This window comes from Paenibacillus sp. FSL H7-0703 (assembly GCF_038003485.1).
GTDB classification, from domain to species: domain Bacteria; phylum Bacillota; class Bacilli; order Paenibacillales; family Paenibacillaceae; genus Paenibacillus; species Paenibacillus polymyxa_B.
Window position 1 is genome coordinate 2,491,345 of the sequence record NZ_JBBOPF010000001.1, and the last position, 20,642, is coordinate 2,511,986.

Consider the following 20,642-nt stretch of genomic DNA (forward strand, 5'->3'; position numbering starts at 1 on the left):
TCCTGGTGTAATTCTATAGGTTACCGTTACTTGTTCACTTTGTTATACGATTTCCATGCCTTATCCAGCGCCTTAATGACTTCATCCTGCGTGAGTTGGCCTGCATAGTAGGATTGTAGCGATTTGCCTGCCTCGTCCTTGACCGCTTGCGGGATAGATGGATCTTGGTACGACTTGCCTGCTTTCACATATTCGGTAGCGTCATTAACCCAAGGATAGCTTTTAAACGTATGCACTTTGGAGATCGGGTTAAATTTCAATGCTTCATAGAACGCGCTAGAATCCTTGTCATCCAGCACATAGTTAACAAAATCGAGCGCAACCTCCTTGTTCTTGCTTGTGGAGGATACAGCCAGCGAAGTCGAAGTGGACAAATTAATCAATGTCGCATTGGGATCGTCATTAATCGGAAGCGGTGCTACCCCAAAATCCATCTTCGGATCCGATTTTAAAATCGTTTCCGCAAACCACGGTCCCTGAATCCACATCGCCGCTTTACCCGAGGCAAACGCAGCCGATCCATCATCCCCGCCGATTTCCAGCGCCTTGTCCGTACCGTTGCTATTCACCAGATCAATAATATCGAACATGCTCTTCATTTCGGAAAAGGAGCCTTGGTCCTGATTCATCCGTTCGATAAAATCTTTGTTCTGTGTGTTCATCATCGCACCTGCTGTCAGAGGCACGAACAGCTGTGGAATCCAGGATTCCTTGTAAGACAACAGGAACGGTTTTACATTATTCGCTTTCAGCTTCTCAACCACAGCCTTCATTTCGGTCAACGTTCCCGGCGGCTGCAAATCCAAATCCTTAAATATCTTTTTATTGTACAAGTAGCCCCACGAGATCGTTTCTAAAGGAACCGCTACGACCTTTCCGTCTTTGGTTGTCACCGAAGGCTTCACACTATCCATCAATTTGTTAACAAAAGGCTGACCGGACAAATCCTCCAAATAGCCCGCTTTATAAAACGGAGGAATTTCATTCACCGCGTGCAATGCAAATACGTCCGGCGCATCGTTGGATGCGAGTCTTGTCTTCAAAATTTGTGCGGCGTTGTCAGCAGGCGGCATCTCCAGTTGCACCGTAACGTCGATATTTTTATCTTTCTTCTCTTTCGCTACGAAAGCATTAATGTATTTATCGTAGTGCTCCTTCAAACGGGGCTGAGCAATAAACATTTTGAGATTCACCGTTTTGCCGTCTCCACCGGAACCGCTGCTGTCACTGCCTGAAGAATTCGCTCCACACCCGGCCAATAACGTGCCAACCAGCATCGTGCTCAATACACATTTCCACATTTTCATGAAAAATGACCTCCCCTATTTTGAAAATAACCGTTGCCCATCGGCAAATCAGTTGTTATTCAAAGCAGCTATGCCGCCGGTCTTCAACCTCTATTCAGCTCTGTGCGAACTTCATAAAGGTCAAATTCCTTTGTACTGCTCGTTTTGTATACGCTTTCATTATAGAATGAGAGGTCACTTCTGCCATTGGACACCCTTAGCTTATTGGATTGGACTTTTTTAAACTTCCTTCCTCATTTCACCGGGTGCCATGCCAAAATGCTTTTTAAATACCCGATAGAAATAAGACACATCCTCATATCCTGCCATCTCCGCGACTGCTTTGATTGAAATCTGTTTATTGACCAGCCATTCCCGCGCCTTTTCCATTCTTCGCTCTACGATGTAGTCCGTTACATTTTGACCATACTCCTGCTTAAATACCTTACTCATATACTCTTTACTCACAAAAAAGTTTTTTGCCAACTGCTCCAGTGTAATCGGCCCAGCAAAGTGACTGTCGATATATCGCCGTACCTCTTCTAAATTCAGTTTGTTTTTGTATTTCCGCTGCCGAATGAGCTGATCCAGTTCCTGAACATAGCACGACGATACGAATTCCAGCGCATGTTCTACAGAGGATACGGCATCCTGCGACAGTGGGAATCCTGCCTTTGCCGTAGAAGTATCTAGCCCGTTATCCGCTGCGAGCTCTTTTAGCAGGGAAAGAAGCTCCTGCACCAGTCTGCCCAGCATATGTGGACTTGGTGCTCCATAACTCTCCAGCTCCTGCATAACCTGCCTACAAGTTATATTCACCCCGTCACGGTTCAACTCATTAAAATAAAGACGCAGCAGTTGCTTATACCGGGTCAGCTTGTGAAAAAACTCATAATCCAGCTCCGTCGCTTCTTGCTGCTGTTCAGCAGCCTTGACCTCCAGATCGTTTTTGCATTTGAGCAACACTGCATTCAGCTCTGCAGGATTGACTGGCTTTAACAAATAATCGACGGCCTTGTAACGGATGGCATGTTTGGCATACGCAAAGTCATCATATCCGCTCACGACAATGATTTTTACATCAGGACAATGGTTATTTAGCGCTTGCAGCAGCTCCACTCCGTCCGCACCCGGCATGTGCATATCAGTAATCACAATATGGGGAGCTAACTCCCCGACCAGCCTGAACGCCTCGTCTCCGTCTTCAGCCTCACCCACTACCAACATTCCAAGTTTTTCCCATGTGCCAAATGTCTTTAGAATATCGCGGTTCCACGGCTCATCGTCCACAATTAATACTCTGATCATACTTTTCCCTCCTCTGCTGAGGTAAATGGAATGCGGATAGTGACACTTGTACCGACTCCCTGCTCACTATCTATCGTCACTCCGTAGCGCACTCCAAAATTCATCCGTATGCGTGAAGACACATTGCTCAATCCGATATGACTACCCTGCGCCCAGATCGGTTCCTCCGACGCGTTTTCCAGCTTTGCCCGTACTTTTTCCAGCTTGTCCGGGGCCATGCCGTTTCCATTATCGCAAACCGTAATACACACATCTTCTTTCATAATCTCCACCCGAATCCCCATTCTCCATGCCCCCGCCTTTCGGTCAAGACCGTGCTGAAACGCGTTTTCCAACAATGGCTGAAGCGATAGCTTAGGCAGACGAATATCCATCGCCTGTTCTTCCGTCTCCACCTGAAACACCAATCTTTGTGGAAATCGTCGCTGTTGGATGCGCATATAGTGTCCCACATGGTCGAGCTCTGCGCGTAAAGAGGCCAAATCCTGAGGTTCCCGTACCACGTAACGGAACATCTCACTCAGCGACCGAATGACTTCATAGGTGTCCTCCGGCTTTTGCGAAAACACCATACTTCCGATCATTTGCAGCGTATTTTGCAGAAAATGTGGATGAATCTGCGCTTGGAGCGCTTTCAATTCAGCCGTCTTTTTTTGCAAATTTATACTGTATTCCGCCTGAATATGCTCGCGAATTCGGCCTGCCATCCCATGCAGACTTCTTTCCAGCAGCCCAATCTCATCCGGGCGTGTACTTGGCTGTCCAATCGGTCCTTTGATCATATCCAGCTCCTGTACAGAACGCGCCAAATGAACAATCGGACGTGCAGTCCGCCATGCGATGAAAACGGCAATGCAGATGGAAACCAGAATTGAAATCACGCCTACGATAATACCATACAGCATCGTTGAAAAAGCGCTGTGGTTAATGGAGGAAGTGGGTACGATTTTGACCAGCTTCAGCCCAACTACATCCAGATCATTATAGAACACATAATGTTCAGCAGTTTGAATCATCCCGAGACCCGGCTTAACGTCACGAAGAGCTGACAGCACACTTGCAGGAGGAGGCGACTGCCGAGCCTGTGCTGGATACATAACTCCGCCATCTGCATCTGTAATAAGCACCTGATGCTGATCCCCTCGTCCCAGCAAGCCCAGCGTCTGATCGAATTGCGACCACAATACATCCAAAGAAATAGCCCCCGTCTGCTTCTGGTCTTCAAAACGCCGAATACTGCGCGTCAAAATAAAGCGTTCCGGGTCAGCAAAGCTTGGACGAATCGAATAATCCTTATTCGCTTGCCACATCTCGGCATACTGTGGGGGAATACCGCTCACTGTCGTAATTTCATTTTGCATACTATTGAAGGTAAACAAGGTTTGCGATTGCTTCAAATAAAGCTGGATGCCGATCACATGACTTCCGGCCGAATAATACACATTCGCCATCGTATTCAGCATTTTTCGCTGGGCATTAAATTGGCTTGAAAGATTGTCAGGCTCGCGCTCATTCAAATAATCGCTCAGATCAGGGCTGATCTGAATACTGTAAATCAGATGATTCAGACGATCTAGCTGGTCGCTGATATAGATCCCCGTCCATTTCATATTGGACATGTTCGTCTCTACTACTTCAGCTTCCATGGAAGCTCTACTTTTTTCCGCAGCCAGCACCGTGACAGCAATGACCGGCAGCACAGATAGAACAATCATCGTCAAGATCAGCTTGAGCTGAATGCTGCGTCGATACGGGGCCGTCAGCGCCCGGAACCAGCGGACTGCTCGGGTTGTCATAGCGATGCACTCCTCTATTCAGCCATATGCGAAAACGCCCCGCAATTCGCAGGGGCGCTTCATGTACCGGATACTCCCGGGGAATACCTATATGATATTATTCGTGAGTCGGTTTCGGCTCACTATTCATCATTTACGCTTCTTCGATAATTATAACACCCCAAGGCTCTAATGTAAGCGTTTGTCCTTGGGTAACCGCATGCTCCCCAATCAGCTCCTTGCCGTCTCCATGCGAATATACCACCGAGCCTGCTTGTTCGGAATAGTTAAAATAGTACCGGATTGTCCGTCCCAGCTCATTCGTGCCGGATTTAACAATGATCGGATAAGACGCTCCCTGATCCAGTCCCCATACTCCTGCCTTTTTGGCTACAGAGCTGAATAGTTCACGGATGACCGCCGGACTGACGACACAGCCGATGTAGGTCGCTGTTCCCTGACCATAGCGGTTTTGCGTAATCGCGGCATATTTTCCCCAATGCGGGTGATCGTAATAGGCCAATACTTCGGCGGTCGTCGGGGTAATCAGCTCCATCCACGTATCTACCTGATTGTCCTCTGGTGCCACCTCAAAAGGATTATTCTTAAGCGTCACCTTCTTTGGCTCCACGAACAAGCTGTAATGAATGCCGCAGGCTTCGCTAATCACGCCCGGCTGCCGGGACGTTCTCACCTGCACATGCTCGTCGGTAAATCCGCTTCGGAATGTGTATACTATATGACCACCTTTCTCCACATATCGGTTCAGCTTCTCCAGTAGTGCGTCTGGGGCAGAATAGAGGACCGGGACGATCAAGAGATCATAGTCGTCAAACGATTCTGTACCTGGATGAACAATATCCGTCCCGATATTCAGTTTATACAACTCGTCATACAAACGACGTACGATGTCATTGTAATTTAACGGGCTACTCATATTAAATTTAAACCAGTCAATCGACGTCAATGCTTCGTTGCTGACCAGAATCGCCGTTTTATTTTTCTTTTTCAGGTTGACCAGATGCGGAGACAATCTTGCAAAATCCTTCCCTATGGTCTGTGCTTCCTCATACACAGGATTCGGCTCAAAATCATGGCTGAGCAGACCCTTCCAGTAGGTTTCGAAAGAATTATGGATGGAATGCCAGTGCCAGTATGCCACCATATTGGCCCCGGAAGCCAGATGGCTGAACGCTTGCAGACGCAATTGCCCCGGATAGGGAACCCAGTGGGTAAAGGCCTGCGCTTCCGTTTCCAGCACTAGATAGTTGTTATTTTTCGTCGAACGCGCCACATCGCCACCAAAGGAAATTTCAATGCCAGTCAGGTCATCCTGTGATGGATGGTAAATATCCACCCCAGTCACATCAAAGGCTTGCGATGCCGCAAAGTGATCCACGTCTGGCTGAACACCAAAGGAATGACCTCTCCATTCAAAATCAAAGTTTTGCGTAACAAATTGGTCCTCCCGCTTATATTCCTTCACCAGCGCGACCTGCCATGCCAGAAAGTCCGTCACAAGCTTGCGCTGGAATTGGGAAAAGGCTGCGCCCAAACTTCCATTAATCGTTCCGACCACCGAAGGAAAGTCCTCCCAGCTATTGATGCGATTACTCCAGTAGTCCAGACCAAATTTGCGGTTTAGCTCCTCCAGCGATTCGAACCGCTCCCGCAGATACTTTACAAATTGCAATTGCACATTGGGCCCACTCGTGTTGTAATGCTTGGTCTCGTTATCCGTCTGAAAGCCAATGACCGCCGGATGCTGACTCACCCGTCCAATCAGCTTGCGTATGATTCGCTCAGCATGGAACAGGTACACCGGGTTCGTAATGTCCATAATCTGGCGAGCCCCATATTTGCCCGGACCTTGAGGCGTTGTCGCCAATACATGGGGATGCTCCTTCACCAACCATGTGGGTACGGCATAGGTGGGCGTCCCCACAATGACTTCAATGCCCGCCTTATGCATGGCGTCCAGCACCCGATCCACAGAAGTAAAATCAAACACGCCGTTTTGCGGTTCATGCGTACTCCAAGTGGATTCGGCAATCCGCACCACGTTGATGCCCGCATCCTTCATCATTTGGATATCCTGGTCCAAACGGTCATATGGCATATATTCATCATAATAAGCAACACCGTACAGTAGCTTTTTCATCAAGTCGTCCTCCAATTAGGTTCGTTAGGATTTTGTAAAATTCGATTCCAGTCGCTTCGAAGTGCAAGATATAGACGAACCAAGCCGCTCTTTAGATTGGCCCGGTCAATGATCACGCTGAAGATCGGAGCGCTAAGTGCATCCCATATACGGGCTAGTACGAAATAAAGTACCGATAATAGAAACAGATATGCCAACATAATCCGTATAAATAGTAGAGCAAGCGCTTTCTTTTATATATAAAAGCTTATACTATAGCATTTGTAAACGCTCTTTTATTATAGTTAAATGTTAGATACAATGAGATTGTCTAAGCGGTGTAAAATTTGCCCTAATCGAAGGTGATCTGATGATATTAAATCCTGATGTTGATCCAGCTCTATTTCATGATTGCCAATGGCTGCCCATTATTGACTGGAATGTGAAATTTTTTGGCGCCCATATTCACCGGGTCCAAGCGGATTGGTGCATGCCGGAGGAATCTCATATCGGTTTTGAAATTGCACTCATTTTAGAAGGTCGTCAGGAAACGATTATGGAAAATAACGTATATTCGGTTGGGGAAGGTGATATTTTAATTATTCCGCCGGGTTTCAAGCATGTGAGTCAATGTGTTTCCCCAAACGGCATGTACTATTTTAGTTCTCATTTTAATGTCGATGATCCATTGTTCCGTCAGGAAATGATTAAGAGCAATCAGCTCTTTTTTCCAGCGGGTACTGAAACGAATACCAAGCTGCAAAAGGTCGTCCATAGCTGGATTGGCATGGTGCAGGAAAGCGGAGAATATACGACAGCAGACCGTTTTCGTATGCAAATTGCTTTATTTGAGCTATTCGGGATATTCTCGCAAATGATATCTACCGGTTTGGAGCCCAGAATTGCACCTTCATCCGTTCAATATGCCAAGGCCATCATGGAAGCCATTCAATCAAGGTTTAAGCCTTATCGGGAAGATGAATCTGGCGAGCAAGCGTTCCGTCTTGAAGATGTGGCGGCTTCCCTCGGGATCAGTCCCGGCTATGCCCAGGAAGTGTTCCGCAAGGTATACGGTTATTCTCCACGTCACTATCTATCGGAGACCAAGCTGCATGAGGCTAAGGTGCTGATCCAGCAGCCCAATCTGCCACTCAACAAGGTAGCTTCCCTGCTCGGATATTCCAGTCTGGCTCATTTCAGCAGGCAGTTCAAGCGCTGGACAGGCACCAGCCCACTTAAATACCGCCAGACGTTAAAACCGATTACTGATGAGCAAAGGATTAAGATATAAGGACGGATAGCAAAAGCTCCACCGTGTTATTCAACCAAAAAAAGAGCGTGACACCGAATATCGCGGTTGTCGCGCTCTTTTGTCTCTATTTTCTATAAGCTGTACCGTTGCCTTAATGATCTAAAATCTTGACCAAGCACTCATTATTCAGATCACAGCCTAATATCCCCTATATGCTGGTGCACCACATACATCATCCCCATTAGGAATACGGCCAAAGCTAAGTAACTGATGCCAAATTTCCAGCGCGATGATGCGGGCACTTCGTAATATTTATCATTTTCAAACGGAATGTAATCAATCCCACACAGCAATCTGAGCTGGTACGCATCCGGCGTCGGTATATGTTCCACACCGTTCAGCCATACATGCTGGACAAGACACTGCTGCGGCAGCTTAAGTGTCTGCTCCACATCCAAACTTTCCATATACACCGTCACATATTGCTGCCCCTCCAAATCCGAGTAGGTATTAAAGGATAATCTGCGTGTGTGCTCCGGTCCGGGCAGTGGATATCCTTGCTCATACAGATGCTGTACGTTCACCAGCGGCTTTTGCAAAAAGGATTGGATCTTGACCTCTCCTTTATTGCGTTTAACATATTTTTTGTACAAATCGTAGGCAAAGAACGCCCATATGAAGAAAAATAAAAAGGATTTTAAATATACTACGACTACAATTCCACCCAATAAGCCCACCAGCCACAGCCAACGCGTCACTGCCGTGGAAATCCGTCCTCCGTCGAGTGGATGAATCGGCAGCAGGTTGATCAGGTTCAGGAAAAAACCGACATACGAGAGCGCATACAACAGGGGACTGCCTGTTGCATAGGCTCCTGCGTATACCGCCATAGCCCCAACCGTCCCCAGTAACGGGCCGCCCATGGCTACATAAGCCTCTGTCTGCGCATCCAAAGGTTGCCGTTTCATTGTGATCAGCGCACCGAGAAAAGGAATAAATAACGGTGCTGACACGGGAAGCCCCTTGCGCTTGGCAGCCCATACATGTCCCAGCTCATGCACAAACAACAGCAACACGAATCCAACCGCAAATCCCCACGGGTAAATGATCGCATATGTGCTAATCGTTATCGCCATAGATATCAGCGCACCGCCAAATTTACTGAATTTTAAAAGGGCAAGTAACGACTTGCCTTTCAGAAGAAGCAATGCTGCTGCACTACCAAGGTACCATTTGGATGAGCCGGATTTGGAATCGGTCTTTTTCTCTTCATTTTGCAAAGGTATCCGTCTCCTTTCTTTAACACTTCCATTGTATCCTGCTATGTGCAGCTTGTAAAAACTTCTCTAACCCACAGATAAGCACCCAAGTGTTCATCCTCCTGTCTGTTCTGTTATCATGTAAGAAAACGGAATAACCCAGGAAAGGATTACGAATCATGAGTTTTGAACTTACCCGGCGAGCCATCAGACAACTATGCAGTCAAGCCGCTTATGACGACGGGGATGCCTATTACCGGGCCAAAAGAGTGGCCTTTACACAAATAGATCATGATGAAGGTGTATACGAAGCTACGGTCAAAGGAAGCAGCTTTTATGCTGTTGCGGCGATGATCCGATCCAATGGAAGTATCCGAGCAGAATGCACCTGTAGCACATTTCAGAACACCGGACGATATTGTAAGCATATCGCTGCTGTTCTCCTTAACGCGCATGATATACGCCGTGGAAAAAGTCTGTCTGTACGCTCCTACGCCTCCAGACTTCATCCCGGTACTACCCCAGATACAGCAGGAAGCATGGATTCAGACGGGATGTACACATCTACAGATGCTCCATATGATCACACTGCTAGAACGGCACGATCCTCTGACATCACACGAGGCGATCTCCAGCTGACCGACAGTATGTTAAAACTATTTGACCGCAAGCGACCGCTTCGCAGCACACCAACCCTGCTGGATACTCGCGCGGTCTTGGATTTTCAGTTCATCATCCGGCCTTTTGCCTACGGTTACCAAAAATATATGTTTGGTGTGGAAATGAAGGCTGGGCCCAAACGATTATATATCGTCCAGAAAATTCGTCCGTTTCTGGATAGTATTGACCGTGGGGATAGCTACATGTTCACGAAAAGCTTCTCGTACGAGCCTGAGTTGTACCGCTTCCGTCCTGAACATGACGCTATTCTCCAGCAATTATCCCAGGTGTGCCACCATGAGCGTATGATTCGGGAAACCTCAGGTACGTATTCATCTTCCGGTAGTCATATGAGCGGCGAGCGAATGCTCCTCATCCCGCCTGCGGCTTGGGAAAAGCTGCTCCCCTTGCTGACAGCAGCACAGGGCATCTACTTTGAAATTCACGGAAACATGAGCGAGGGTATTCCCCAGTCCGACCTGATGCTTCCGCTGCAATTTGAATTTGATGAGGCCGAAATCGAAGGCTACCAGCTAAGCATACAAGGATTAGATGACTTGACCATCATGGAAGACTATGGTGTCGTCATTGCCGATGGCAAGCTTGTCAAACAGAAAGCCGATCCCTTACGGCGTTTGTCCGAGCTAAAACGGATGGTAGAAGTACACCACAGGCGAAAAGTTCAGATTGCGCCAGAGCAGATGGAATCTTTTATGGACAAGGTTGTACCCGGGTTAATGAAGCTCGGACGTGTTCATATGACTCGGTCCGTCTCAGATCGGGTCACACAGCAGCCATTGAAGGCAAAGCTATATCTGGACCGGGTAAGAGACAAGCTACTGGCAGGACTGGAGTTCCAATATGGGGATATCATCATCAACCCGCTGGAAACAGATCCACGAACTCCTGGTAACGACCGTATTCTGATACGTGATGGGGAACAGGAGCAGCGGATTTTGGAGCTGATGGAGCATAGCTCCTTCGCCAGAACAGACAGCGGATATTTTATGGAAAATGAAGATGCAGAGTATGATTTTTTGTACCATACTGTTCCGCAACTGGAAAAGCTGCTCGATGTCTATGCTACAGGTGCAGTCAAAGCGAAAATAAACAATACTCTGCCTACCCCAAGGATACGGGCGGAGTGGGATGAACGTACAGATTGGCTTGAATTTAAATTTGATATGGAGGGCATACCGGAACCGGAAATTCGCAAACTGCTCAAATCGTTAGAGGAAAAACAGAAATATCACCGTCTGCCGAATGGTGCCTTGCTGCCGCTCGAAACAGAAGAGTACAAGGAATTGATTCGGTTCATGAATGAAACAGGTATCCGCAAAAGTGATCTGGATGCAGCACAAATTCGTGTTCCCGTCACGCAAGGACTGTACTTAATTGATCCTCACGATCATGGGAAAAATCTGACTTTGGGTAAAACCTTTCGCCAGCTACTGGAAAATATACGCAACCCAGACCATCTCGACTTTCCAGTTCCAGACATGCTTGCCCCAATCTTGAGAGATTATCAGCTTTACGGCTTTCAATGGCTTAAGACATTGGCGCATTACCGTTTTGGGGGCATTTTGGCAGATGATATGGGGCTGGGTAAAACGCTGCAAAGTATCGCCTTTCTCGTCTCAGTATTGCCGGAGATTCGCAGCCAGCAGCTTCCAGCCATGATCGTGTCCCCTGCATCACTGGTGTACAACTGGCGGAATGAGCTGGAGAAATTTGCTCCACACGTCCGCGTCACTATCGCAGATGGCAGCCCGGAAGAACGCGGCCGAATCATACGGGATGCCGCCAGTTATGACGTCGTCATTACGTCCTATCCGCTGCTACGGCGCGATGCAGATGTGTACAGCAAGCCATCGTTTCATACGCTCATTCTGGACGAAGCGCAGGCTTTCAAGAACCATGCCACCCAGACGGCACAGGCTGTTAAGGATGTAAAAGCTCGTTATCGTTTTGCCCTGACAGGAACACCCGTAGAAAATACGTTGGAAGAGCTGTGGTCCATCTTTGACGTTGTATTTCCCGCGCTATTTCCCGGCGGGAAAAGAGCGTTTCACAACATGCCTCGAAATGTGATCGCCAAGCGGGTTCGTCCATTTCTGCTGCGCCGTCTTAAGAGCGATGTCCTCAAGGAGCTGCCGGAGAAAATCGAATCCGTGCAGGTATCCCGGCTTCTGCCAGATCAAAAAAAGCTGTACACAGCCTATTTGGCCAAGCTTCAGCATGAAACGTTGAAGCATCTCAACGAGGAAGGATTTCAGAAAAATCGGATCAAAATTCTCGCCGGTTTGACTCGACTTCGTCAGCTCTGCTGTCATCCTGGCTTGTTCATCGAAGGATATACGGGTAGCTCTGCCAAATTTGAACAGCTGTTGGAGATCATTACGGAATGTCTCAGCTCCGGGAAACGGATGCTCATTTTTTCACAGTTCACCACAATGCTTCAAATGATCGGACGTGAGCTTGCTCGAGAAGGGGTGTCCTACTTTTACCTGGATGGGCAGACTCCCGCTCTGGAACGAGTCGAGCTGTGCAGTCGCTTCAACGAAGGAGAACGCGAGCTGTTCCTGATTTCTCTAAAGGCAGGAGGCACTGGCCTGAATCTCACCGGCGCAGATACGGTCATTCTGTATGACCTGTGGTGGAATCCCGCTGTAGAGGAGCAGGCTACCAACCGCGCACACCGAATGGGCCAGAAAAAAGTCGTACAGGTTATTCGTCTCGTCGCCCAAGGTACGGTAGAGGATAAAATGTATGAGCTGCAACAAAAAAAGAAAAACATGATCGACCAGGTCATTCAGCCGGGGCAAGAAACCCTTTCGGCACTGACCGAGCTGGAGATTCGCGAACTGCTCATGATCTAGCCAATTCCACATGCACAAAAAGGTCCAATCACGGTAGAAATTTTCCCGCATTGGACCTTTTTGCTTCTAAATATGATTGTTTGGATCGAGCAGATTAATCCTGTTTTAATACTCTAGGTTCAATGGGGACCAGGTTAGACTCAATCTGGGTGCGCTGAGGCTCATACCATTCAGGCAGCATCAGCTTGTGCCCCAACTCATTCAATTCCTCATCCACGGTAAATCCGGGTGGATCGGTTGCGATCTCGAATAAAATACCGCCCCGCTCGCGGAAGTATACGGCATTGAAGTATTGGCGATCTACAATACCACTGGTCCCAAAACCATGCTGATGAACCCATTCGTTCCACGCCTGATGCTCCGTATCATCCTGCGCGCGCCAGGCAATATGGTGAACCGTACCGGCGCCGCCATTCCCCCACGGGACATCTTTGACCGGAATATCGATCAGGTTGCCCAAATCACCTGTCGTCTGATAGCGGATGTAGCCTGCATTTGCGTCTTCTCCGATTGGAGTCATCCCCAGGACGTTCTCCAACACCTCTTGCGTATGCTTGGAATCCGCACTGTACAGTACCGCCCCGCCAAAGCCCTTGATCGCTTTATCCGTAGGCACGCCGCCTGCTGTCCACGTGTTCAACGGGCCAGCTTCCCGCTCCACCAACTCCAGATGCAAGCCCTCGTTGTCTCGGAACTGGATGAATGACTCGCCAAAACGAGTGGCCTTCGTGAAAGATACCTTCAAGCTGTGCAGACGGTTTTCCCAGTATTCCAAAGCACCGGACGGCACGACATACGTCGTAATCCCGACCTGTCCACCTCCAATCTTACCCTTGCGTGTACCCGGAGCTGGAAAAAAGGTAATGATCGTTCCCGGGCTGCCCTCTTCATTACCAAAGTACAAATGGTATACTTCTGGAGCATCAAAGTTGATCGTCTTTTTAATCAATCGCAGACCAAGTACGCCTGCGTAAAAATCAACGTTGCCCTGCGGGTCGCCTGCAAAGGACGTGATATGGTGTATTCCAGCGGTTTTCAATGACATCTTTATCACTCCTTCATTAACATGTTGATTTATTTACACAAATGATTTACAAATTTCAAAATCCATTGTAGCTGACAAATTGTCCAACCGGCTTGCGGTATCCCCGTGCCCGCTGACCCGATTCGTCCTCTTTACCCAAGGTAATCATCATTACCGGTACAAATTGCTCTGGAATATTCAGTACTTCCTGCACCTTCGCCGGATCAAAACCGATCATCGGGCACGTATCCCAGCCTTTGTCCTTGGCAATCAACATCAATTGCATAGCCGACAGACTGGCATTACGGATCGCCTCTTCTCTCTGGAAGACAGGTCCCCGCTCGCGATAAAACTGAGTTACCGATTCTACTGTGCTATCATATTCCTGCTTGCTCAGAACGCCCAAATTCAGGAATCCTTCGTTGAGGTCGGCTACCTTGGTATAAGCCTCTGTATCCCCCAGCACTACAATGGTCGCCGAAGCCGTTAATATTTTATACTGCTTACTTGCCTCATCATGCAATCTTTGTTTGGTATCAGCATCCTGCACTACGATATAACGCGCATGCTGTAAATTAAAAGCCGATGGAGCAAACTTCACCAGCTGAAATATTTCTTCTAGTTCTTTTGCATCTATAGTAACATCAGGAATAAATTTAGAAGCTGATCTTCTCTCTTGAATAATATTCACCAGTTCGCTCATGTTAAGTTCCACTCCTTGATATTATTTTCAAATGAATTATCTTTAAATTAAGAATATATCCATTCGTGATTTCTGTCAAGTGAAACTATAATAATGTTAGTAAGTATTTTTGGATACAACTTAAGGGCTTCACCAGCCCTTTACAGATCCGTTGCCCGTATTCTCATCGTAATCGCTTCGCGTTGCGCTTTGGTTAAGCTCTTGAAGACCAGCTCATACGAATGGTCGATCATGCTGTACAAATCCTCCAGTGGGAAGGTAGCATCAACCTCAATCGTATTCCAATGCTTTTTATTCAAATGATAGCCTGGCTTAATCGCCTTGTTTTGTTCACGCAGATTTACCGCAATGACTGGATCACATTTCAAGGATACGTGGCAAATGTCATCCTTTTCAGTTAGAAGTGCAAACATCTTGCCCCCTACTTTTAGTACCAGGGGATCAGCACCAAATGGATAATCCTTAACGGCCTCTTTTTGGCTCAGACTATACGCTACAATTTGTTCATACACCAGCCTTCACTCCTCTGCTTGAGTCATCATCTATGAAACGATTTGTGCCCTATTATATCACGCTCTCCACATACAATAGTCCCATGCTACAATTAGAATTCTATCGGGAGGGTCAATCCTTTCTATATGAATTTATCGACCGTCCATGACTTCATACACGTCCTAAAGATTTAGCGATATTTCACATACTGTATCTGCCCAGCTGACAGCCCTTTCACTTCCTATTCGGAAGTGAAAGGGCCTGTTTTGTTCATATAGTAGAGAATGTTATGCAACAGCCCTATATTTTGGTATACTTCCGTGAGAGGCTGTATCGATACATTCGAACGGTACTCTAGTTAGTGTAATTCAATATGTAGATGTGTGAGCCTATGGAGGTGAACTCGTTGGATTTTGCTCTGATCCGCAAGGACCGAGACAAAAGAACGGTCGCAAATTGACTCTTTTTTTGCCTTTCGGACCTTTTCAGCCATGTGCTGAAAGGTTTTTTTTGTGATCTAAAATAAAGGTAGGAAAGGATTTGAATGCAACCATGGTAAACTCGAAAGCACTTAATATTTTACAATTGAAGAAAATGAAACAAGAAGGTTCACCTATAAGTATGATTACGGCGTATGACTATCCATCTGCTCGTTTGGCTGAGGAAGCCGGGATCGATATCATCCTTGTCGGTGATTCCGTAGGTAATGTGTTATCTAATTATAACTCCACACTGCCCGTCACTATGGATGATATGGTCTATCATACACGGTCTGTCGTGCGCGGTGCGGAACATACTTTTATTGTCGCGGATATGCCATTTATGACGTACCACGGGAGTAGTGAAGAAGCCCTTACTAATGTGCGCAGGCTCATGCAAGAGGGACATGCCCATGCCGTGAAATTAGAAGGGGGCATGGAAATTTGCGACACCGTGAAGCGAATTGTTCAATCCGGCGTCCCACTACTGGGGCATATCGGACTTACACCACAATCTGTGCATCAAATCGGCGGATACTTCATTCAAGGTAAAAACTCACAGGCCGCTGAGCGCCTTCTAAATGATGCCCGGGCCCTGGAGCAAGCGGGAGCTTTTGCCATCGTGTTAGAGCTGGTGACAGAGGAAGTAGCGAAGAGCATCACCCGAGAGATATCTATTCCGGTCATAGGCATCGGTGCGGGGAGATACTGTGATGGCCAGGTTTTGGTGTATCATGACATGTTACAATACTCAGCTCCTTACCGGGAGAAAAAGTTCGTAAAAACCTATTCGGATATAGGTGCTTTGATTCGCAACAGCATCGGGCAATATGTCGAAGACGTGAAGAATCGTTCTTTTCCGAGCGAGGAGCATGTTTTTAAGGCAGATGAGAACGTAGTAGAAGGACTATATGGGAATGTAAAAGTAAAGGCAGGGACCCTATAATGCGGTTTCTGATTGTAGGTGCAGGGGCGATTGGAGGCTATTTTGGGGGACTTCTTGTTCAAAAAGGAGAAGACGTGACCTTCCTCGTACGCCCTTCAAAAAAATCTCAGTTGGCAGAAGACGGTCTAATTGTTAAAAGTGTTCATGGGGATTTTCAGACACCAGTCCGTGCTATTACAAATGGTGAAGCTGCCGATCCGTTCGACTGTATTATCATTTCGGTCAAAGCGTATCATCTTCCCCAATTGCAATTTGATCTTGAGCCTTATGTCGGTGATCATACCATGATTCTTCCGTTACTTAATGGTTACGAACATTTTGACTTTTTGCGCAAGCAATTCGGTTCTGAAAAAGTGCTGGGCGGACTTTGTTATATTGAAACTACGCTGGATCATGATGGTTCTGTTGTTCAGACAAGTCCGTTCCACCGTATCGTCTTCGGTGAATGGAACGGAGTGCACTCAGAGCGTACACAACTGCTGCTGAATCATCTTGATCATGCAGGCTTCACAGTGGCACGAAGCCACGATATCCAGCGTGAAGTTTGGCAGAAATATATATTCGTTGCCAGCTTGAGTGCAATTACAACACTGATGGATGCCTCGGTTGGGACTATACTTGCCACGGCAGAGTCACGAGCTATATATGAAAAGCTGCTGCATGAGATTGTCACACTTGCTCGCAACGCAGGGATGCCGATTGATTCGGAGATGGAAGCTCATACACTGAAAACGATGGAATCCTTACGACCTGAGATGATGTCATCCATGCAACGCGATATGCATAAAAAGCTTCCGATTGAAGCCAGTCATCTACATGGTTCACTGCTTGCATTGGCTGCAACCAGTAATACTGTTTACCCCATACTCGAAACGGTATATGCCCGATTAAAGGTATACGAGAGCTTATTGGACACCGTCTAAAATTCAAACTTTAAAATCAATTAAAGAGGAAGCGGCAGCTTCGAAGGTGAAAATGAAATCTTAGACTGCCGCTGCAGTTCCTTTATTAAACTTCAAAAATCTAAAGAGTTCCTGTGCTTGAGCATGCTTGCTCAAGCCCTTGAAGTAATGCTTCTAGCTCCTGCCTAGTTTCAGCGTTTGTAATTTCACCTTCCTGGTTTAGCTTCAAGGTGATATGCGGAATAATGACCCTTCCATTCTCCACAATCTCTGCATTAATCATTTGCAATGTGAGCAGCAGCGAGGCATGCGCCAGATGGCCGCCCATAGGAGACGGTGATGCACTAATGACCGCTGTAGGTTTATTTACAAACTCACCTGAAGATACAAGCCAATCCAAAGCATTTTTCAAAGCACCCGGCACACCATTCCCATATTCCGGTGTACAGATCAGCACTCCATCCACTTGTTTCAATTGTTCCCGTAGCTCTCTTACGGTAGCTGGCCCCTCATCTACATCCAAGTCAGGGTTAAAATGCGGAAGATCCCCCAATCCGTCATAGACTGTGAATATCATATTTTCAGAAGCCAGCCCCATAGTAGCCTTCATAAGCGCTGTATTGGAGGACTTTTGACGAAGACTACCCGATATAGCCAATACTTTAATTTTCTGTTCCAACCGTATCATCTCATTTCTTTTAACTTGATCTAATCTTGCATATTCAGTGTACTATAGCTAACAAGAGAATTAAAAAGTAGGTGAGAATTCATTAGATAATGCCGTTGGACACTTCCTGCATGATGATGAACGTCAGCAATTCTTCCTATGAACAAACGGGCAATAAAAAAATGCCTACGGCTTCGCAGGCATTCGTGATGAATCAATAGTCACTATACAAGGGTGGAATCTGTAGTGCTGGAATCAAGTATCCTTCTCTTGCTTGCGTTTTATCCCAATCAGATCAAGGAAGAAGACAAACAACGGAATACCTACAATCAAGCCCCAAATTCCAATCAGATGCTCAGAGAAAATAAGTACGACAAAGGTAAAGAAGATCGGTAAATTCGTTTTGGATGACATCAGCTTGGGATTTAAGAAATAGGCCTCAATCGCATGAATCACCACGATCAATATAACCAGATAAACCACATATTGAATGCCGCCGACACTGAAAGCGATCAGGCCGAGCGGTGCCAGTGAGATAAACACACCTGCCACCGGAACCAATCCCAGTACGAAAATAATGAGCGCAAGACCGAGCAGATTAGGGAAGCCCATAATCCAGAGCGCAATCGTGGTCAATATACAATTAATAAGTGAAATCAGCAGTTGAGCCTCCAATACCTTCCCGAACGTACCCAGAAACATACGGCCAAAATGACCCACTTCCTTGAAAAACCAACCCAGCTTGCTATCTACAAACGTAGCTGTAAAACGTGTAATATAGGATTTTTCCATCAGGAAGAACAAGCTCAAAATAATTGACACCAGAAGCTGTGTTCCCAATTGACTGACCTTCATCACTGCACTCAGGCCAGGCTCAAATAGCCGCTGAACATTCAGCGTGTCCATAAATTCGATAATCGTTTCGTTCCATTGATTACGATCAGGATACATATACGCTTGCTGAATCATGAGATACACCTGCTTGACCTGTACAACGATTAGCGGCACCATTCGGTAAACGCCCCACACCATAATCAGAATTAGCAACCCATACACCAGTAGTAGCACGATCATTGACGGCACATTGACGAACCGCTTGACCAGCTTATTCACTCCGTTATATATACTGCCAATCAAGATCGTAAGCAGCAGTGTTAACAACATAATATTCATCATGCTTCTTAACATAAACAACAGCAAAACGATTATCGCAAGGACGGCTACCCGCCTGACGCCCGCATGATTCATCCAGTTTCTTACCATTCGTCTTTATTCCCTCTCTCCCACTTGACTGTCAACTTTGCAATCTTCCTGAGCATCAACTTTCTCTTTTTAACAATTTACTGTTAGCGATCAATAGAGAACCTACCATGACTAGGATAGCAATGGACCACCAGAATGTATTTTTAGCATCATCATGATCTACAATAATGAGCCTGATGACAGCCGTGATCCCAATATAGATAAAATAACGTAATGGAAAATGAAAATTGGTTTTAAAGTACTTAACTATTAATGCTATGAATTCAAAATACAAGAAGAACACTAGCAACTCTTCCGTGAATTCATAGTAATTTTTGTCGGCCTCTGCGTACAAAAAAACATAAGAAAAAATGGACCATGTTTCTTTTAGCAGTAAGAAGCTTAAAATCAGCCCAACCAGAAACAGCGAGATATTCAAGATCATTTGCAGAAAACTAGGTAACTTCTCAATATACTTCATTAGTACATTCAATACATATCCCCTCACTGGTTGTACAGTATCTTTATTTATATTATCGGTGGTATACGTGAAAAATGCTACATTACTTTTGGGGTCACCTTAATGAAAGTTTATATTCGCCCCTGCAATATAACCAATGGAGATAAAGATAAGCGTCCATATCAGAGAACCTGCGCTTGCCACCAGCATATATTTTCGGACAGGCATCGCACTAATGCCCGACAAATAGCTTGTCGCATGTCTGACTCCTGGGATAAAATAACCGAACAAAATGGTCCACAACCCAAAGCGTGCAAACCACCCCTTAACTCTTGCAAATCGCTTCGGTGTCAATCCAACCCACTTGCCGTGCTTATCCACCAAGGGCTGACCCAGCTTTTTGCCTAGCGTGTAGCTGATCATCATCCCTGTCATTGCACCGATGAAGCTGACTAATATAGACACCGAATAATTCAGTACCATAATAGAAGATAAATAGCCGACAAACACCATAATAATTTCATCTGGAACCGGTAGACCGATAATCCCAAGAGCAAGAAGAGCAAAAATAGCGATATATCCGTATTGTGTAATCATGCTGATGACCCATTCCATAGGGGAGCCACCTCCTGACCGATTATTTTTTGAAGGACGGAAAGGGAATACGGCTAACCATCAGGAACGACAGCACTACCATTAATGCAAGCAACAACCCCGGCTTCAAATGCTCACTCCATAAAAACATAAAGGACAAAATCACACCCGCCGCCGTAATCGGCATACCTACAAAGCCTTTGCTAAAAGCCATTAGGTTGAATCTTGCCAATCTTACCGCACCGCATATGACAAACAAAACAGCCACAAGCGGTCCTATCCAATGGGTATCTCCCAGCTTGTATAACAAGATCAAGAAAGCAGGGGCAACCCCAAATGAGACCACATCCGCCAGCGAATCGAGCTGTTTGCCAAAATCACTGGAGCAATGCAGCAGCCTTGCCAGCAAACCGTCTAATACATCCCATAAAGCAGCCACCACCACGAGAATAAAAGCGGTCATGTATTGCTCATGAATCGTGAAATACAGGGATAAGACCCCTGCCCCCAGGTTTGCAATCGTGCATAGTGAGGGCAACCAATTCCATTTCATACTCTTAACTCCTTTGCCGTA

The 20,642-nt window shown here is 46.4% G+C and carries 17 protein-coding genes; 4 read left to right on the top strand and 13 right to left on the bottom strand.

Translation table 11 applies throughout. The features are described 5' to 3' along the window. Window positions 1-26: 26 nt before the first annotated feature. The 4 genes from MHB46_RS10860 to MHB46_RS10875 form a co-directional block, all read right to left on the bottom strand. Window positions 27-1,307: an ABC transporter substrate-binding protein gene (locus MHB46_RS10860; RefSeq protein WP_341162318.1), complete on the bottom strand. Its 1,281-nt coding sequence runs from the start codon at window positions 1,305-1,307 to the stop codon at window positions 27-29. Window positions 1,308-1,526: 219 nt separating this feature from the next. After that, the gene (locus MHB46_RS10865; RefSeq protein WP_341162319.1) at window positions 1,527-2,594 is read right to left on the bottom strand and encodes a response regulator transcription factor; all 1,068 of its coding nucleotides are present in this window, start codon (window positions 2,592-2,594) and stop codon (window positions 1,527-1,529) included. Continuing rightward, window positions 2,591-4,390, bottom strand: a complete 1,800-nt coding sequence (locus MHB46_RS10870) for a sensor histidine kinase (RefSeq protein WP_341162320.1) — start codon at window positions 4,388-4,390, stop codon at window positions 2,591-2,593. The genes MHB46_RS10865 and MHB46_RS10870 overlap by 4 nt, the downstream gene beginning before the upstream one ends. Before the next feature lie 133 nt (window positions 4,391-4,523). Next, window positions 4,524-6,530: a beta-galactosidase gene (locus MHB46_RS10875; protein ID WP_341162321.1), complete on the bottom strand. Its 2,007-nt coding sequence runs from the start codon at window positions 6,528-6,530 to the stop codon at window positions 4,524-4,526. Window positions 6,531-6,879: 349 nt separating this feature from the next. Here MHB46_RS10875 and MHB46_RS10880 point away from each other — a divergent pair, with 349 nt between their 5' ends. Then, the gene (locus MHB46_RS10880) at window positions 6,880-7,800 is read left to right on the top strand and encodes an AraC family transcriptional regulator (protein WP_235307181.1); all 921 of its coding nucleotides are present in this window, start codon (window positions 6,880-6,882) and stop codon (window positions 7,798-7,800) included. A 152-nt stretch (window positions 7,801-7,952) separates the two neighbouring features. Here MHB46_RS10880 and MHB46_RS10885 read toward each other — a convergent pair whose 3' ends face one another. Continuing rightward, entirely contained in the window at window positions 7,953-9,041 is a 1,089-nt protein-coding gene (locus tag MHB46_RS10885) for a site-2 protease family protein (RefSeq protein ID WP_039270534.1), read from the bottom strand. 158 nt (window positions 9,042-9,199) lie between these two features. Here MHB46_RS10885 and MHB46_RS10890 point away from each other — a divergent pair, with 158 nt between their 5' ends. Beyond that, window positions 9,200-12,559 (top strand): DEAD/DEAH box helicase, encoded by a 3,360-nt coding sequence (locus MHB46_RS10890; RefSeq protein WP_341162322.1) that lies wholly within the window; start codon window positions 9,200-9,202, stop codon window positions 12,557-12,559. A 94-nt stretch (window positions 12,560-12,653) separates the two neighbouring features. Here MHB46_RS10890 and MHB46_RS10895 read toward each other — a convergent pair whose 3' ends face one another. The 3 genes from MHB46_RS10895 to MHB46_RS10905 form a co-directional block, all read right to left on the bottom strand. Next, complete coding sequence (locus tag MHB46_RS10895) at window positions 12,654-13,604, bottom strand: ring-cleaving dioxygenase (protein ID WP_341162323.1); 951 nt, start codon at window positions 13,602-13,604, stop codon at window positions 12,654-12,656. Between the two features lie 55 nt (window positions 13,605-13,659). After that, complete coding sequence (locus tag MHB46_RS10900; protein WP_039270528.1) at window positions 13,660-14,286, bottom strand: nitroreductase family protein; 627 nt, start codon at window positions 14,284-14,286, stop codon at window positions 13,660-13,662. Between the two features lie 140 nt (window positions 14,287-14,426). Then, on the bottom strand, window positions 14,427-14,798 hold the full coding sequence (locus tag MHB46_RS10905; RefSeq protein WP_341162324.1) for an MmcQ/YjbR family DNA-binding protein: 372 nt from the start codon (window positions 14,796-14,798) through the stop codon (window positions 14,427-14,429). A gap of 532 nt (window positions 14,799-15,330) precedes the next feature. Here MHB46_RS10905 and panB point away from each other — a divergent pair. Both panB and MHB46_RS10915 read left to right on the top strand, forming a co-directional pair. Further along, window positions 15,331-16,203, top strand: a complete 873-nt coding sequence (gene panB, locus MHB46_RS10910; RefSeq protein ID WP_341163728.1) for a 3-methyl-2-oxobutanoate hydroxymethyltransferase — start codon at window positions 15,331-15,333, stop codon at window positions 16,201-16,203. After that, entirely contained in the window at window positions 16,203-17,126 is a 924-nt protein-coding gene (locus MHB46_RS10915) for a ketopantoate reductase family protein (RefSeq protein ID WP_341162325.1), read from the top strand. The genes panB and MHB46_RS10915 overlap by 1 nt, the downstream gene beginning before the upstream one ends. A gap of 100 nt (window positions 17,127-17,226) precedes the next feature. Here the strand turns inward: MHB46_RS10915 and MHB46_RS10920 are convergent, their stop codons facing one another. From MHB46_RS10920 to pssA, 5 genes are all read right to left on the bottom strand, one after another. After that, window positions 17,227-17,793 carry an NADPH-dependent FMN reductase gene (locus tag MHB46_RS10920; protein ID WP_341162326.1) on the bottom strand — a complete coding sequence of 189 codons (567 nt, stop codon included), beginning with the start codon at window positions 17,791-17,793 and terminating at the stop codon, window positions 17,227-17,229. Between the two features lie 234 nt (window positions 17,794-18,027). After that, window positions 18,028-19,035, bottom strand: a complete 1,008-nt coding sequence (locus MHB46_RS10925; protein ID WP_061831264.1) for an AI-2E family transporter — start codon at window positions 19,033-19,035, stop codon at window positions 18,028-18,030. A gap of 55 nt (window positions 19,036-19,090) precedes the next feature. Beyond that, on the bottom strand, window positions 19,091-19,507 hold the full coding sequence (gene psiE, locus MHB46_RS10930; protein ID WP_254327328.1) for a phosphate-starvation-inducible protein PsiE: 417 nt from the start codon (window positions 19,505-19,507) through the stop codon (window positions 19,091-19,093). Window positions 19,508-19,594: 87 nt separating this feature from the next. After that, window positions 19,595-20,089 (bottom strand): DedA family protein, encoded by a 495-nt coding sequence (locus MHB46_RS10935; protein WP_013308662.1) that lies wholly within the window; start codon window positions 20,087-20,089, stop codon window positions 19,595-19,597. A 22-nt stretch (window positions 20,090-20,111) separates the two neighbouring features. Further along, a complete protein-coding gene (gene pssA, locus MHB46_RS10940) occupies window positions 20,112-20,621 on the bottom strand; it encodes a CDP-diacylglycerol--serine O-phosphatidyltransferase (protein ID WP_025677988.1) in 510 nt (169 codons plus the stop codon). Between the last annotated feature and the right edge of the window lie 21 nt (window positions 20,622-20,642).

Coding starts and splice junctions, on each gene's coding strand:
- MHB46_RS10890 (WP_341162322.1), top strand. CDS start 9,200: ATGAGTTTTGAACTTACCCGGCGAGCCATCAGACAACTATGCAGTCAA.
- MHB46_RS10900 (WP_039270528.1), bottom strand. CDS start 14,286: ATGAGCGAACTGGTGAATATTATTCAAGAGAGAAGATCAGCTTCTAAA.
- MHB46_RS10860 (WP_341162318.1), bottom strand. CDS start 1,307: ATGAAAATGTGGAAATGTGTATTGAGCACGATGCTGGTTGGCACGTTA.
- MHB46_RS10865 (WP_341162319.1), bottom strand. CDS start 2,594: ATGATCAGAGTATTAATTGTGGACGATGAGCCGTGGAACCGCGATATT.
- MHB46_RS10915 (WP_341162325.1), top strand. CDS start 16,203: ATGCGGTTTCTGATTGTAGGTGCAGGGGCGATTGGAGGCTATTTTGGG.
- MHB46_RS10920 (WP_341162326.1), bottom strand. CDS start 17,793: ATGATACGGTTGGAACAGAAAATTAAAGTATTGGCTATATCGGGTAGT.
- MHB46_RS10875 (WP_341162321.1), bottom strand. CDS start 6,530: ATGAAAAAGCTACTGTACGGTGTTGCTTATTATGATGAATATATGCCA.
- MHB46_RS10925 (WP_061831264.1), bottom strand. CDS start 19,035: ATGGTAAGAAACTGGATGAATCATGCGGGCGTCAGGCGGGTAGCCGTC.
- MHB46_RS10880 (WP_235307181.1), top strand. CDS start 6,880: ATGATATTAAATCCTGATGTTGATCCAGCTCTATTTCATGATTGCCAA.
- MHB46_RS10895 (WP_341162323.1), bottom strand. CDS start 13,604: ATGTCATTGAAAACCGCTGGAATACACCATATCACGTCCTTTGCAGGC.
- pssA (WP_025677988.1), bottom strand. CDS start 20,621: ATGAAATGGAATTGGTTGCCCTCACTATGCACGATTGCAAACCTGGGG.
- MHB46_RS10870 (WP_341162320.1), bottom strand. CDS start 4,390: ATGACAACCCGAGCAGTCCGCTGGTTCCGGGCGCTGACGGCCCCGTAT.
- MHB46_RS10935 (WP_013308662.1), bottom strand. CDS start 20,089: ATGGAATGGGTCATCAGCATGATTACACAATACGGATATATCGCTATT.
- panB (WP_341163728.1), top strand. CDS start 15,331: ATGGTAAACTCGAAAGCACTTAATATTTTACAATTGAAGAAAATGAAA.